The following is a 14,553-nucleotide window of genomic DNA, read 5'->3' as shown; positions in this document are numbered from 1 at the left end:
TGTAAGCAGCTGCTACTCGGCGTGGGCGCCGGCGCCGGCGGTGGCCACGCCCTCCCCCACCCAGACCGTCTTGACGTTGCAGAACTCGTGCATGCCCTGGGCGGAAAGTTCCCGGCCGTAGCCGGAGTTCTTCACCCCGCCGAAGGGCAACTCGGGGTAGGACGTCGTCATCCCGTTGATGAAGACCGCGCCGGCCTCCAGGTCGGTGGCGAACCGCTGCTGCTCCTGCGGATCGCGGGTCCAGGCGTTCGAGCCGAGCCCGAAGCTGGTGCCGTTGGCCAGCTCGATCGCCTCGTCGTACGACGAGGCCCGGTACAACCCGGCGACCGGCCCGAACACCTCCTCGGCCCACATCCGCATGCCCGGGTTCAGATCCGTCACCACCGTCGGCGGGTAGAACCAGCCCGCCCCGGCTGGCTTCTCGCCACCGCAGAGCACCGTGGCGCCCTTGTCGACGGCGTCGCGGACCTGCGCGTCGACCTCGTCGCGGCCCCGCTCGGAGGCCAGCGGGCCGACGTCGGTGCCGTCGTCCATCGGGTCACCCACCCGCAGCGCCGACATGTGCCGCGCGAACGCCTCGGCGAAGGCGTCGTAGACGTCGGTGTGCACGATGAAACGCTTGGCCGCGATGCAGGACTGGCCGTTGTTCTGGCAGCGGGCGGTGGTGGCCACCTGCGCGGCCAGGTCCACGTCGGCGGAGGGCATCACCACGAACGGGTCGCTGCCACCCAGTTCCAGCACTGTCTTCTTCAACTCCCGGCCGGCGATCTGCGCGATCGACCGGCCGGCGACCTCGCTGCCCGTGAGCGTGGCGGCGCGTACCCGGGGATCGCTGAGGATCCGGTCCACCGCCTCGGAGCCGACAAGCAGGGTGGTGAACGCGCCCTCGGGGAAACCGGCCCGCCGGAACAGGTCCTCCAGCAGCAGCGCGGTCTGCGGCACGTTGGAGGCGTGCTTGAGCAGCCCGGTGTTGCCGGCCATCAGGGCCGGCGCGGCGAACCGCATCACCTGCCAGAGGGGGAAGTTCCACGGCATCACCGCCAGCACCGGCCCGATCGGCTGGTAGCGGACGAACGCCCGGGTCGCCGAGACCGCCGCGGCGTCGGCCGGCTCGTCGGCGAGGAACTCGGCGGCCCGGCCGGCGTAGAAGCGGCAGGCGGTGGCGCACTTGGTGACCTCGGCCTTGGCGGCGGCGAGCGTCTTGCCCATCTCGGTGGTCATCAGCCTGGCGATCTCGTCCCGTTCCGCCTCCAGCAGGTCCGCCGCCACGTTCAGCCACCGCCCGCGCTGCTCGATCGTGGTGCCGCGCAGCTGCCGGTACGCCAGGTCGGTCCGCTCGATCGCGCCGTCGATCTGCTCGTCGGACATCGCCTCGTACGTCTTGAGCACCTGGCCGGTCACCGGATTGGTGGTGGCGATGGTCATCAGGGTTACTCCCGTCACTCGAAGAGTGAGTGCCGCACGCCGGGCTCCTCCCGACGGCGGGCGGCGCGACGACGTTGGATGACGATCAGGTCGACGACGGCGACCACCGCGAACACGGCACAGACGACGCCCAACCAGGCCACGTCGGCACGGAACGCCAACACCGCAAAAACGATCATGGTGACGAGCCCGAAGCTGGCCAGCGCCAGCCGCAGGTTCAGCGCGCTGTACGCGTGACCGACCGTGCCACGGGCACGCCGGGGCTGTGATCTCGTCATCACCTCCACCTACCCCGCGCCGCCGGAGCTAACCGTCGCCCGGGGGTTCCGGTACCGGCCGATCAGGAACGCCAGGCGCCACGGGCGGCCGCGTCGGCGGCGTACGCGGCGAAGCTCTTCGGGTCGTGGCCGGTGACCAGCCGCACCGTCCCGGTCGGCTGCCCGTCGCCCAGGTCGCGTAGTGCCCCGAACGCGGCGATCTCGCCCGCCACCTGCTCCGCCGGTACCCCCAGCGCGAGCATCACCGCCCGGTAGTCGTCGGCCGTACCGAGGTGACGCACCGGGCGGCCGACGGTTTCGGTGAGGATCTCCGCGGCATCGCCGAAGGAGAGCGCCTCCGGGCCGGTGATCTCGTACGTCCGGCCGGCGTGTCCGGCACCGGTGAGGGCGGCGACCGCTACATCTGCGATGTCGTCGGCGTCGACGAAGCACTGGCGGGCGTCGCCCATCGCCTCGATCGCCCGGCTGGAGAGCAGCACCACCCGGCCCACGCCGTGCTCCACGGCCAGCCGGACGAAATCGGACTCGACCGGCCGGTCGTGCGGCGCCATCAGATACATCGCGGTGACCCCGGCGAGGGACGCCCGCCAGGAGCTCGGATCGGTCCAGTCGAAGCGCGGCTCTCCGGAACGGGAGGCGGGCCGGACCGCGTGGCCGGCGTCCCGCAGCCGGCGGACGACGCGGCCTACCTGTCGTACCGGTGGCGCCGAGCACGAGAATCATGTCCTGGGTCGTCATCCGTCCAGTCGAGCAGCCGCCTGTGACAATGGCCCGCCGCCGCCAGCCGCCCGAGCCCATCGGTTCCGGCCGTGCGTTGCGTTACACCGGCCCGGCCAGACCCGGCCGATCCGGGCATCGGCGGGGAACATGGACCCATGACCGTGAGCCAGGCCGAGCCGGTGACCGTCGCCGTCGCCCGACGCGCCGACCCCGCCCGTACCGACGAGATGGTGGCGTGGATGCGGGCCGGCACGGCGCTGGCCGAGGCGTTCCCGGGTTTCCTGGGGGCGGGCTGGGTGCGCCGCGCCCCCGGATCCGGCGACTGGCACATGCTCTACCGGTTCGCCGACCCGGACACTCTGCGCCGCTGGGAGGAATCGCCGCAGCGACACTGGTGGCTGACGTCGGCGCAGGGCATCGTCGAGCACACCCACGTCGAGCGACGGACCGGCATCGAGGGCTGGTTCGATCCGCCGCGCGCGGCGGACATCGAGCCGCTCGACGCGGAACCGACAGTGCCTCCGTCGCCTCCCCGTTGGAAGCAGGCGGTGACGATCTGGCTGGCGTTCTTCCCGCTCAGCCTGACCGCCACCCTGCTCACCGGCCAACTCCTGCCCGGACTGCCGACGGCGGCGCGGGTACTTCTCATGACACTCACCCTGACACCGCTGATGACCTACCTGGTGCTGCCCCGGATCACCCGGGCGCTGCACTGGTGGCTGCACGGCCAGCGGACACCCTGGCACCGGTAGCGAGCGGCCGGGCCGTATAGCACGGCGGCGAGTGGTACGACAGGGCACTGCCGCATCTCCGACAGCAGCGCGTGACCAGCACGGCCTACGCGCGTAGAGTCACCGTGCCGTCGCTCTGCGCTGTGAGGCTGGGGAAGTCATGCCTGGACGCTGGACCACCGCCGCCGTCTGCCTGCTCGCCCTCGTCGCGTTGGCCTGCGAGGCGGGCGGGGACGCGGCGCCCCGACCGTCGGGTGGCACGGCCCAGCCCGGCTCCCCCCGGGTCGTCGCCGCCCTCGGCGACTCCATCACCACGGGCTTCGGGTCGTGCCTGCTGCTCAGCTCATGCCAGCGCAACTCCTGGTCGACGGGGGACGGCCTGCGGGTGGAGAGCCACTACCGTCGCCTGCTCGACCGCAACCCGGCGCTGCGCGGCAAGGCCCACAACCACGCCCGGCCGGGGGCCCGGGCCGGTGCGCTGGCCGGGCAGGCGGAGGCGGCGGTACGCGACCGAGCCGACTACGTAACGGTGCTCGTCGGCGCCAACGACGCCTGCCGCGCCACGATCGAGGCGATGACCCCGGTGACCGAGTTCCGCGCCGAGATCGACAGAGGGCTGCGGGTGCTGCGCGAGGGGCGTCCGAAGGCGCGGGTCCTGGTCGTCAGCATCCCCAACCTGTACCGGCTCTGGGAGGTCGGCCACGACGAGCCCCGGGCGGTACGCGCCTGGCGACGGGGTGTGTGTCCGGCCCTGCTGGCCGAGGCGACATCCACCGCACCCGCGGATCGGAGCCGCCGCGCGGCCTTCCGGGAACGGGTCTCCGCGTACAACGGGCAGTTGAAGGCGGCGTGCCGGGCGTACGGCTCCCGATGCCGCTACGACGGCGGCGCCGCGCACCGGGTCCGCTTCGACCTGGATCTGGTCAACGCGCTCGACTACTTCCACCCCAACACCGCCGGTCAGTCCCGGCTCGCCGAGGTGACCTGGCGCTCCTCCGGCTACGCCGACTGATCGCCCGGCTCGTCGGGACGACGTGGCGACGGAATGTGGGGCCCGCTCTGCTGGCGGTAGAGCGCCCGGGAGCGTTCGGCGACCTTCTTGGTGGCCGAGGAGTTCGCCCAGGTGCCGAGGACGATCGCCGCCCCGGGGACCACCTTGGCGAAGAGTCGCTTCGCCGCGCGTACCCCGGCCATCTGGGCGAGGCGCACCCCGAGGTGCAGCATCACCCGGCCGAGCGGGGCCTGCCCACCGCCGCCGAACAGCGCACCCGCCCGTTCCCGCCCGGCCGCCACGCCGAGCGCCACCCGGGCGCTCGCGGCGACCTTGTGCACCTTCTGCAGCACGAGCAGGTCGGTAGCACGGTCGGCATGCGTCGGGTCGACGCCGTACGCGGCGGCGACGTGCAGGACCATGCGGGACTGGGTCCAGGCCAGCACGCCCACGTCGATCACCGCGCCGGGCAGTCCGGCCGCACCGGAGACCGCACCGGAGAGCCGGGCCTGGTTGACGAACCGACGTACCGCCTGCTCGGCCAGGACCTCGGCGCTGATCCCGGGCTGGGCGGCGCGGATCCGCTGCGCCCACTGCGCGGCCTCCGGTCCGAGCCGGCGCACCGCCTCCAGGGCCAGATGTTCGGGAGCGTACTGCGGGTCCTGGCGCATCCGGTCCCAGAGCGTGGCCGGTGGCGCTTCGGCAACCCGGCCGCCCGGGGCGGGCGGGGCCGGGGTGACGGGCTGGCCCTCGGCGGGCACGGGATCGCTCATCACCTCTCCTCTCGGTGGGGCCCATCCATGTGTACCCCGCTGTGGCAACGGCGTACCGTCGGCCGATCAGCCGACGACGTCGGCCCGGGCGGACCGGCGCGACAGGAATGCACGAGGATGGCAGGTACGTTCTGGCGATCGGGTCGCTGTCATTCCGGTGACCCGTTACGCACTTGCAGGGAGGCCGCACCGGTGCTCGACCCACACGAGCTCTACGAACTCACCGACGATCTGCCCGACCTCGGTCAACCGGTCCTGATCCAGGCGCTCACCGGTTTCGTCGACGCCGGTAACGCGAGCCGGCTCGCCCGCGAGCAGCTGCTCACATCGCTGGAGTCCCGCCCGGTCGCCCGGTTCGACCTGGACCAGCTCTTCGACTACCGCTCCCGCCGTCCGGTGATGACCTTCGTCGAGGACCACTGGGAGAGCTACGACGATCCGGTGCTGGAGCTGCACCTGCTCCACGACGACGACGAGACCCCGTTTCTGCTGCTCACCGGGCCGGAGCCCGACCTTCAGTGGGAACGGTTCACCGCCGCCGTCGCCGGGCTCGCCGCCCGACTGGACGTACGGCTCACCGTCGGGCTCAACGCGATCCCGATGGCGGTGCCGCACACCCGGCCGACAGGCGTGACCGCGCACGCCACCCGACGTGATCTGATCGCCGGCTACGAACCGTGGCTGCAACGGGTACAGGTCCCCGGCAGCGTGGGTCACCTGCTGGAGTTCCGCCTCGGCGAGGCCGGCCGGGACGCGCTCGGCTTCGCCGCGCACGTGCCGCACTACGTGGCGCAGGCCGAGTACCCGGCCGCCGCCGAGGTGCTGCTGGCGTCGGTGTCCCGCAGCACCGGGCTGCTGCTGCCCCGGGACGGGCTGCGCTCGGCCGCCGAGGTGGTGCGGGTGGAGATCGACAGGCAGGTCGCCCAGAGCGACGAGGCCACCACCCTGGTCCAGGCGCTCGAGGAGCAGTACGACGCGTACGCCCGGGGTCGGGGTGAGAAGAACCTGCTCGCCGCGGAGAACGGTCCCCTGCCCACGGCGGAGGAACTCGGTGCCGAGTTGGAGCGGTTCCTCGCCGAACAGACCCGCCCGAACAACGACACCCCGGGGAGTTGAGCGGAGCCCGTGTCCGCTGGAGCGTCGCCCTGGTCCGGTCACTGGCGTCCGGTGCAGGCCTTCGTGCCGCCACGCCTGCGGGTCGATCCCGCGAACCCGCCGAAGGAGGAGTGGCTACCTGTCGGTGCGGCCCTCCTCCACCTCGACCGTTACCTGCCGGATCGGCCGGCACCGGCCCGGGTGATCGTGCTGCACGGCGGCGGCACGCACGGCGGCTTCCTCTCCCCGTTCGGGGTGATGGTGCAGCGGCAGGGCTACGAGGCGGTGCTGCCGGACCTGCCCGGGTACGGCCGCACCCAGGTACCGGACCGGCGCGGGCTGCGTTACTCCGACTGGGCCGAGACAGCCACCGCACTTGTCGAGCACGAGACGGCGAACGATCCGCGCCCGGTGGTCCTGCTCGGGCTGAGCATGGGTGGGATGCTCGCCTACGACGTCGCCGGTCGTCGCGGTGACATCGCCGCGGTCGTCGCCTCGTGCCTGCTCGACCCGTCGCGGCCCGAGGTGCGTCAGCAGATCTCGCGTACCGCCCTGATCGGTCGGCTGGCGGAGCCGTTGCTGCGCCGGACCGCCCGGCTCACCGACCGGCTCGGCGTTCCGATGCGGTTCGTCGCGCCGATAAACGCCATCGCCGCCGATCCGAAGCTGGCCGACAGCATCGCCGCCGATCCGTACGGCGGCGGCACCTGGATGCCGGCCGGCTGGATCCGCACGTTCCTCCAGTCCGAACCGGCGGTGCCGCCGGAGCGGTTCCAGAGCTGTCCGGTGATCCTCGCCCAGCCTGACACCGACACCTGGACGCCGCTGGAGATCAGCCGCCCCTTTCTGGACCGCATCGCCGGTCCCACCGAGATCGTGACGCTGCACGGCGCCAGCCACGCCTGCATCGAGGATCCCGGCGCCGAGGAACTGGCGGCCCTGCTCGGCCGGGTACTCGGCGAGGCGGCCGGCCGCACCTGACGCACCGGGGCCGCCCGGCGGCGTTCCCGGTGGCCGAGGTCTCCAGAGCCGGCACGGTGGTGTCGGCGGCCCTGGGCCACCACGGCACGCCGATGCGCGCGGAGCCGGCCGAGATGGGGCAGGCTGGTCAGCATGCGCCTGGCGACGTGGAACGTGAACTCGGTGAAGGCCCGGCTGCCCCGGCTGCTCGACTGGCTGGCCGGCACCGCGCCGGACGTGGTCTGCCTCCAGGAGACCAAGTGCCCCGACGGCGCCTTCCCGGCGACCGAGGTGGGTGAACTGGGGTACACGGTGGCCAGTCACAGCGACGGCCGCTGGAACGGGGTCGCCATCCTGTCCCGGGTCGGTCTGGCCGACGTCACCGTCGGGTTCCCCGGAGAGCCCGGCTTCCCCGACCCGGAGGCCCGGGCGATCTCGGCCACCTGCGGCGGGCTGCGGGTCTGGTCGGTGTACGTGCCGAACGGCCGCACGCCCGACGACCCGCACTACGCGTACAAGCTGGCCTGGCTGGCGGGGCTGCGGGACGCGCTGGACACCGAACTGACGAAACGCGCGCCGCTGGCCGTCTGCGGCGACTTCAACGTGGCCCCCACCGACGACGACGTGTGGGATCCGGCGCTGTTCGTCAACTCCACCCACGTCACCCCGCCCGAACGGGCCGCCCTGGCGGCGCTGCGCGATCTCGGTCTCACCGACGTGGTGCCCACCCCGATGAAGGGCCCGCACCCGTTCACCTACTGGGACTACCGGGCCGGCATGTTCCACCAGAACAAGGGCATGCGCATCGACCTGGTGTACGCCTCGGCCCCGCTGGCCCGCGCCGTCCGGTCGGCGTACGTGGACCGGGAGGCCCGCAAGGGCATGGGCCCCTCCGACCACGCCCCCGTCGTGGTCGACGCCGACCTCGTCCCCGCCGTCGAGTCCTTCTGACCTGCACGCCGACCCGCCCCACACGCTCGCCCACCCGGCACGCTCGCCCACCCCGCGCACTCGCCCACCCGGCGCGCTAGCCCACCCGGCGCACTCGCCCAGCCTCACGAGATGCCGCAACTCGGGCTTTCCCGCCGCCCGGAAAGCCCCACTTACCGCAACCGGCGACCCCGGCCGGCGACCACCGGCGTCCGCGCCGGTGCCCGCCCTGGTGGGGAGGTCACGGGCTAGGGTGAGGCCATGGCAGTCGTGAAGATCAACGCGATCGACGTTCCGCCCGGTGGTGGCGAGGAGTTGGAGAAGCGGTTCGCCGCCCGGGCCCGCGCGGTGGAGAACTCCCCCGGTTTCCTCGGCTTCGAACTGCTGCGCCCGGTGGCCGGTGAGAACCGCTACTTCGTCTACACCCGGTGGGAGACCGAGCAGGCGTACCAGGACTGGGCCGCCGGGCCCGCCCGAGCCGCCCACGCCACCCCGCCCGGCGCCGAGCGGCGGCCACCCGTCGCCTCCGGCGCCACCCTCCTGGAGTTCGAGGTGGTCCAGCAGGTCCCCTGACGGTCACCCGGCCACCGCCGGCGGAGAGCAGGGGCGGCGGGTGGTCAGGCGGGTCGGGTGGTGGTGAGGGTGGCGAAGGCGATGACGTTGTCGGCGTAGCCGGTACCGCCGCCGAGCCACTCGCCGCCGCAGGTGATCAGCCGCAGCCCGGGCGGGCCCTCGTGGCCGTAGACCCGGTCGGCGGGCAGCCGTTCCTTCGGGAAGTGTTCCACCGAGTTGACGGTGAACACGGCCACCGAGTCGTCCTCCCGGGCCACCTCGACGGTGTCTCCCACCTTCAGTTTGCCGAGGTCGTAGAAGACCGACGGGCCGCTCTTCGTGTCCACGTGGCCGACGATGACCGCCGGACCCGGGTCACCCGGCGCGGGCCCACGGTCGTACCAGCCGGTTTCCTCGTGCCGACTCAGCGGCGGCACGGCGATCGAGCCGTCCGGTGCGTCGCCCACCGGTTTCACAGGTGCCGAGACGTCGATCGACGGGATGGACAGGCTCACCGGCCGCGCGGCGGTGCGCCCGACGGGCACTGTCGACGCTCCGCTGGAGCCCCCTTCGCCACCGGTGGTCGCCCAGTCCAGCGGTCCTCCGACGGTGTGCCCCAGCCCAGCGCCGGTGGCGAAGACGCCGGCCAGCACGAGCACCACCGCGAGCGGCAGCGACCACGGGCTGCGCCCGGAGCGCGGTGGGCGGCCGGACGCTCCGGCATTCCTCGGCGCCCGGCGCCGATCGGTGAACGGTGCTACGGCGCGGGCACGGCGCGAGCCGGTGCCGGGTACGGCCGCCCACCCGTGCGGGAGCGGCTTCGAGCCGTAGCCCGTCGCACGGCCGCCGCGACCCGACCCGGAACCAGAGCCCGCCGCACCGTCGCCGGGACGTGGCATGGAGCCGGCTCCGGCCCTACGGTCGCCGGGATGCGGGGGCGGGCTGTCCTGCGGTACGAACAGGTCTTGTCGATAGCTGGGGCGGGGTGGGCTACCGGCGGGGCGGGCCGGTAGGCCGGCGCCGGTTCGCGGGGTGGCCCGGCCGACGCCGGTGCGTCCGGGCGTACCGGCCGAGCCGCTGGGGCGGGGTGCGCGGGCGGCGGACATGACGGCTCACCGTCGGGTACCGCGACGGCGCGTCGCGGTGACCCAGAGGACCATTCCGGTGACTGTCAACGCCAGCCCGCCGGGAAGCAGCAGGTTGGAGGTGACGGCACCGGCGCTACCACCGAAGCCGGTCGCCGGGCCCCGGCTGGGCTTCATGTGGCGTACCACCTGGATCATGGTGGAGGCGGTCTCACCGCCCCGGCACTCCAGCTTGACCCGGTAGTTACCGGGGAGCACCCGGTCCTTCACCATCGCTGTCCCGGTGAGCAGGCCGCGCTGGGGCTGCACGGCGACCCGGCCGAACGCGTCCGAGACGACTATCGCCCCCACCGAGTTGTCGTGGCAGCTGGCCCGCAGGCCGACCAGGTGGCCCGGTTCGACGATGCTCGGCGAGACCTCGACGAACACGGTCGGGCCCGGCTGCGGCGCGCCCTGCGGCGGAGCTGGCTGCCCACCGCCGGGTTGCCCGGCGACGACCGGCGCGACGGCGGTAAGCGCGGAAGCCACCGACTCCGCGCCGGCCGGCGGGGGTGCCGCGACGGCCGGCGCCGCCGTCAGCAGCGGCGTGGCGAGGGCGATCGCGAGCAGCGGCGCGACGGCCACGAGGGTACGCAGCGGAGCGACGGACAGGGCCTGACGAGTCTGGGTCGCTGCTGACACGATGCCCCCCTCCCGGTGCGCCGGTGCGGTAGCCGGGCACTGCCGGACACCCGGTACTGCTTCCACCGATGATGTTCTCACCACCGGGCGTACATCACATCCGGTCCGGCGCGGTGCTCGCGTAGGCTCGGTTGGTGGTGACCTCCACCGACCCGACTCCCGCCGTCGCCGCGCCGTACCTGGCGCGGGCGATCCGCACCTACCACCCACGGCGCGGCCGGATGAGCGGCCGGCAGGTGGCGGCGTTGGAGCAGCTCTGGCCGAGGTACGGCCTGCGCGTCGCCGACGCCGACCCGTTCGACCCCGTCGGCCTCTTCGGCCGCCGGGCCCCGCTGGTGGTCGAGATCGGTTCCGGCATGGGCGACGCGACCGCCGAGATGGCCGCCGCCGACCCGGATCGAGATTATCTGGCGGTCGAGGTGCACACCCCGGGAATCGCGAACCTGCTGGACCTGATCCACCTTCGTGACCTGGGCAATGTCCGGATCGTCGAGGGCGACGCGATGGAGTTGCTCGATCTGCTGCCGCCCGCCTCGCTGGACGCGGTGCACGTCTTCTTCCCGGACCCGTGGCCGAAGTCCCGTCACCACAAGCGGCGGCTGATCCAGCCGACGCACGTCGCCCGGTTGCGTTCCCGGCTGGCCGTCGGCGGCACGCTGCACTGCGCCACCGACTGGGCGGAGTACGCCGAGTCGATGCGGACCACCCTGGACGCCGACCCGGGCCTGGTCAACGCGTACGACGGGTACGCTCCCCGGCCGGCGTACCGGCCGGTGACCCGGTTCGAACGGCGGGCGCTGCGCGCCGGCCGCCCGGTCGCCGACCTGATCTACCGCCGCCGCTGAGGTGGTGCGTCGCCGGCAGGCCGGCACGCGCCAACCGCCCGACGATGCCCGGCTGGCCGCTGCCCGGCCCTCCCCGGTTGGCGTCCCGGCGCGTGACCCAGGCACCATGGACCGGCCATGACACTCACCGCCGCGCTGCCGAAGACCGCCGACCCCGACACCCTCTACGACGCGTTCGCCAGTTGGGCGTCCGAGCGCGGCCTGGACCTCTACCCCCACCAGGAGGAGGCGGTCATCGAGATCGTCTCCGGGGCCAACGTGATCATGAATACGCCGACCGGCTCGGGCAAGAGCCTGGTCGCCATCGCCGCCCACTTCGCCGCCCTGGCGGACAGCCGGACGACCTTCTACACCGCGCCGATCAAGGCGCTGGTGTCGGAGAAGTTCTTCGCGCTGTGTGAGGTCTTCGGCGCCGAGAACGTCGGCATGCTGACCGGCGACGCCAGCGTCAACGCCGACGCCCCGATCATCTGCTGCACCGCGGAGATCCTGGCCAACCTGGCGCTGCGCGAGGGCAGCCGGGCCGACGTCGGCCAGGTGATCATGGATGAGTTCCACTTCTACGCCGAACCGGACCGGGGCTGGGCCTGGCAGGTGCCGTTGATCGAGCTGCCGCAGGCGCAGTTCGTGCTGATGTCGGCGACGCTCGGCGACACCACCCGGTTCGTCGACGACCTGAGCCGGCGCACCGGCCGGGCGACAGCCGTCGTGCGCACGGCCGAGCGGCCGGTCCCGCTGCTCTTCTCGTACGCGATGACGCCGCTGCACGAGACCCTCGAAGAACTGCTGGAGACCAAGCAGGCCCCGGTGTACGTGGTGCACTTCACCCAGGCCGCCGCCCTGGAACGCGCCCAGGCGCTGATGAGCGTCAACGTCTGCACCCGGGCCGAGAAGGACATGATCGCGGCGGCGATCGGCGGGTTCCGGTTCACCTCCGGCTTCGGCAAGACCCTGTCCCGACTGGTCCGGCACGGCATCGGCGTGCACCACGCGGGGATGCTGCCCAAGTACCGCCGGCTGGTGGAGACCCTCGCCCAGGCCGGGCTACTCAAGGTCATCTGCGGTACCGACACCCTCGGCGTCGGCATCAACGTGCCGATCCGCACCGTGCTGTTCACCGGCCTGTCCAAGTACGACGGGGTACGCACCCGGCTGCTCAAGGCCCGCGAGTTCCACCAGATCGCCGGCCGGGCCGGGCGGGCCGGGTTCGACACCCTCGGCCGGGTCGTCGTGCAGGCCCCCGAACACGTCATCGACAACGAGAAGGCGCTCGCCAAGGCCGGCGACGACCCGAAGAAGCGGCGCAAGGTGGTGCGCAAGAAGCCGCCGGAGGGCTCGATCGGCTGGGGCAAACCCACATTCGACCGGCTGGTGGATGCCGAGCCGGAGCCGCTGACCTCCAGCTTCCAGGTCAGCCACTCGATGCTGCTCAACGTCATCGGCCGCCCCGGCGACGCGTTCGCGGCCATGCGGCACCTGCTCACCGACAACCACGAGGACGCCGCCGCCCAGCGCCGGCACATCCGCCGGGCCATCGCCATCTACCGGGCGTTGCGGGCCGGCGGTGTGGTCGAGGAACTGCCCGAGCCGGACGAGACCGGGCGGCGGGTCCGGCTCACCGTCGACCTGCAACTCGACTTCGCGCTCAACCAGCCCCTGTCACCGCTCGCGCTGGCCACCATCGAGCTGCTGGACAGTGAATCGCCGTCGTACGCCCTGGATGTGCTGTCGGTGATCGAGTCGATCCTCGACGACCCGCGCCAGGTGCTCTCCGCGCAGCAGTTCAAGGCCCGTGGCGAGGCGGTCGCCGCGATGAAGGCCGAGGGCATCGAGTACGAGGCCCGCCTCGAACTGCTCGACGAGGTGACCTGGCCCAAGCCGCTCGCCGAACTGCTGGGCAACGCCTACGAGATGTACCGGCGGGGACACCCCTGGGTGGCCGACCACCAGCTCTCCCCCAAGTCCGTGGTCCGGGACATGTACGAGCGGGCGATGACCTTCACCGAGTACGTGCAGTTCTACGGGCTGTCCCGCTCGGAGGGCCTGGTGCTGCGCTACCTCGCCGACGCGTACAAGACGCTGCGGCAGACGGTGCCCGAGGAGGCCAAGACCGAGGAACTCGTCGACCTGATCGAGTGGCTCGGCGAACTGGTGCGCCAGGTCGACTCCAGCCTCATCGACGAGTGGGAACGGCTGCGCAACCCCACCGATCTGCCCGAGGTCGCCGCCGCGCTGGACGACCGACCGGCGGCGGTCACCCGCAACCTGCGGGCGTTCCGGGTACTGGTGCGCAACGCCCTGTTCCGGCGGGTCGAGCTGGCCGCGCTACGGCAGTGGGACGCGCTCGGCGAGTTGGACGCGGAATCGGGCTGGCACGCCGACGCCTGGGCCGACGCGCTGGAGCCCTACTTCGAGTCGTACGACGGGATCGGGACCGGCCCGGACGCCCGCGGCCCGGCGCTGCTGATGATCGAGCAGGGTCGGGAGCGTTGGACGGTGCGGCAGATTCTGGACGACCCGGAGGGTGACCACGACTGGGGCATCAGCGCCGAGATCGACCTGGCCGCCTCCGACGAGGCGGGCGCCGCCATCGTGCGGATCACCGACGTCGGTCAGCTCTGAGAATTTTCCTACGGGGGCCGTCCGGGATGCCCGGGCGGCCCCTTTCGTGCCCTGGGCGATGTCAGGGTCGTCGATTAGAATGTATGTACTAATCGAGTTCCTGACCTGGGAGGATGCTCGTGACCGCACCCATCTCCGCCCCCCTCACGCCGTACGCCACCCTCCTCGGTTTCACCAGGTACGTCGACCGCACCGGCCCGACCAAGGCCAGCTTCGTCGGCGGCCTGCGTCGACAGCGGGCCAGCCGTTCCGGGTTCAACCCGCACGGCCAGTTCGTCAAGGCACTCAAGGCCGACATCGCCTTCCACACCGGCGGCACCCACCTGGCGCAGGTGGTCGACGTGGTCAAGCCCCGGTGGCGCCCGCTCTACCAGGCGCTCGTGCCCGGCGCGACGGCGTGGCTGCACTCGCTCGGCGAGCCGGCCGGCGTCGAGCTCGCCCAGACCCGCGACGCACTGGCCATGCTCGGTGACCTTCCCATCAAGATCAACCCCCACTTCGGCATCCGGTACGCCGACGGCCGCGCCGAGGCGGTACGCCTGCACTTCGACGAGGCCCCGCCCAGCGAGGAAGCGCTGCTGGCCGCCCTGCATCTGACCGCCCGGCACATGGACGCAGTCCTGCCGCACGCCGAGCCGGTCCTGGTCGACGTACGCCGGGGCATCACCCACCGGATGCCCGACAACGCCAAGCCCGACGAGATCGAACGCTGGCTCGCCGGCGAGGCCGCCGCCTTCCGCGCCATCTGGTCCGCCGCCGCCTGACCCACCCCGCCCACCCCGCCGGGCCGTGCCGTGCCGTGCCGTGCCGTGAGCAACTTCGGGGATAGTGTCGCCTCGACGCACCCGGAGGCCGCACTATCCCT

At 72.5% G+C, this 14,553-nt stretch carries 14 protein-coding genes and 1 pseudogene; 9 read left to right on the top strand and 6 right to left on the bottom strand.

Annotation, left to right across the window (positions count from 1 at the left end; all coding sequences use genetic code 11):
• Positions 1-12: 12 nt before the first annotated feature.
• From Van01_RS24500 to Van01_RS24490, 3 genes are all read right to left on the bottom strand, one after another.
• Positions 13-1,425: an NADP-dependent succinic semialdehyde dehydrogenase gene (locus tag Van01_RS24500; protein WP_204012157.1), complete on the bottom strand. Its 1,413-nt coding sequence runs from the start codon at positions 1,423-1,425 to the stop codon at positions 13-15.
• 14 nt (positions 1,426-1,439) lie between these two features.
• Complete coding sequence (locus Van01_RS24495) at positions 1,440-1,703, bottom strand: DUF6343 family protein (protein ID WP_204012147.1); 264 nt, start codon at positions 1,701-1,703, stop codon at positions 1,440-1,442.
• Between the two features lie 62 nt (positions 1,704-1,765).
• The gene (locus Van01_RS24490) at positions 1,766-2,263 is read right to left on the bottom strand and encodes a Rossmann-fold NAD(P)-binding domain-containing protein (protein WP_204012143.1); all 498 of its coding nucleotides are present in this window, start codon (positions 2,261-2,263) and stop codon (positions 1,766-1,768) included.
• 315 nt (positions 2,264-2,578) lie between these two features.
• Between Van01_RS24490 and Van01_RS24485 the strand changes: the two genes are divergently transcribed.
• Together Van01_RS24485 and Van01_RS24480 are read left to right on the top strand one after the other, a co-directional pair.
• Positions 2,579-3,175 (top strand): antibiotic biosynthesis monooxygenase, encoded by a 597-nt coding sequence (locus tag Van01_RS24485; RefSeq protein WP_204012140.1) that lies wholly within the window; start codon positions 2,579-2,581, stop codon positions 3,173-3,175.
• Positions 3,176-3,314: 139 nt separating this feature from the next.
• Entirely contained in the window at positions 3,315-4,166 is an 852-nt protein-coding gene (locus Van01_RS24480; protein WP_204012138.1) for a GDSL-type esterase/lipase family protein, read from the top strand.
• On the opposite strand, the gene Van01_RS24475 is transcribed toward Van01_RS24480, so the two are convergent.
• On the bottom strand, positions 4,154-4,918 hold the full coding sequence (locus tag Van01_RS24475) for an EcsC family protein (protein ID WP_204012135.1): 765 nt from the start codon (positions 4,916-4,918) through the stop codon (positions 4,154-4,156). The two genes, Van01_RS24480 and Van01_RS24475, sit on opposite strands and share 13 nt — an antisense overlap.
• Before the next feature lie 192 nt (positions 4,919-5,110).
• Between Van01_RS24475 and Van01_RS24470 the strand changes: the two genes are divergently transcribed.
• The 4 genes from Van01_RS24470 to Van01_RS24455 all read left to right on the top strand — a co-directional run bounded on the left by Van01_RS24470 (position 5,111) and on the right by Van01_RS24455 (position 8,476).
• Positions 5,111-6,034 carry a proteasome assembly chaperone family protein gene (locus Van01_RS24470; protein WP_204012132.1) on the top strand — a complete coding sequence of 308 codons (924 nt, stop codon included), beginning with the start codon at positions 5,111-5,113 and terminating at the stop codon, positions 6,032-6,034.
• Between the two features lie 9 nt (positions 6,035-6,043).
• Positions 6,044-6,994, top strand: coding sequence for an alpha/beta hydrolase (locus tag Van01_RS24465; protein ID WP_204012129.1), 951 nt, complete (start codon positions 6,044-6,046; stop codon positions 6,992-6,994).
• 132 nt (positions 6,995-7,126) lie between these two features.
• Positions 7,127-7,924 (top strand): exodeoxyribonuclease III, encoded by a 798-nt coding sequence (locus tag Van01_RS24460; RefSeq protein WP_204012126.1) that lies wholly within the window; start codon positions 7,127-7,129, stop codon positions 7,922-7,924.
• Positions 7,925-8,164: 240 nt separating this feature from the next.
• On the top strand, positions 8,165-8,476 hold the full coding sequence (locus Van01_RS24455) for an antibiotic biosynthesis monooxygenase family protein (RefSeq protein ID WP_204012123.1): 312 nt from the start codon (positions 8,165-8,167) through the stop codon (positions 8,474-8,476).
• 44 nt (positions 8,477-8,520) lie between these two features.
• On the opposite strand, the pseudogene Van01_RS24450 reads toward Van01_RS24455, so the two are convergent.
• Both Van01_RS24450 and Van01_RS24445 read right to left on the bottom strand, forming a co-directional pair.
• A pseudogene (locus Van01_RS24450) lies at positions 8,521-9,183 on the bottom strand (class F sortase); the annotation flags it as partial.
• 384 nt (positions 9,184-9,567) lie between these two features.
• Positions 9,568-10,191 (bottom strand): hypothetical protein, encoded by a 624-nt coding sequence (locus Van01_RS24445; protein ID WP_373306290.1) that lies wholly within the window; start codon positions 10,189-10,191, stop codon positions 9,568-9,570.
• Positions 10,192-10,442: 251 nt separating this feature from the next.
• Between Van01_RS24445 and trmB the strand changes: the two genes are divergently transcribed.
• The 3 genes from trmB to Van01_RS24430 all read left to right on the top strand — a co-directional run bounded on the left by trmB (position 10,443) and on the right by Van01_RS24430 (position 14,452).
• Entirely contained in the window at positions 10,443-11,066 is a 624-nt protein-coding gene (gene trmB / locus Van01_RS24440; RefSeq protein ID WP_239099275.1) for a tRNA (guanosine(46)-N7)-methyltransferase TrmB, read from the top strand.
• A 117-nt stretch (positions 11,067-11,183) separates the two neighbouring features.
• A complete protein-coding gene (locus tag Van01_RS24435; RefSeq protein ID WP_204012121.1) occupies positions 11,184-13,688 on the top strand; it encodes a DEAD/DEAH box helicase in 2,505 nt (834 codons plus the stop codon).
• A gap of 119 nt (positions 13,689-13,807) precedes the next feature.
• Positions 13,808-14,452: a hypothetical protein gene (locus Van01_RS24430; protein WP_204012120.1), complete on the top strand. Its 645-nt coding sequence runs from the start codon at positions 13,808-13,810 to the stop codon at positions 14,450-14,452.
• Positions 14,453-14,553 lie beyond the last annotated feature (101 nt).

The organism is Micromonospora andamanensis, assembly GCF_016863495.1.
Lineage (GTDB): Bacteria > Actinomycetota > Actinomycetes > Mycobacteriales > Micromonosporaceae > Micromonospora > Micromonospora andamanensis.
Note: the sequence above shows the minus strand (reverse complement) of the source record. Positions and strands in the feature narration are given on the sequence as shown.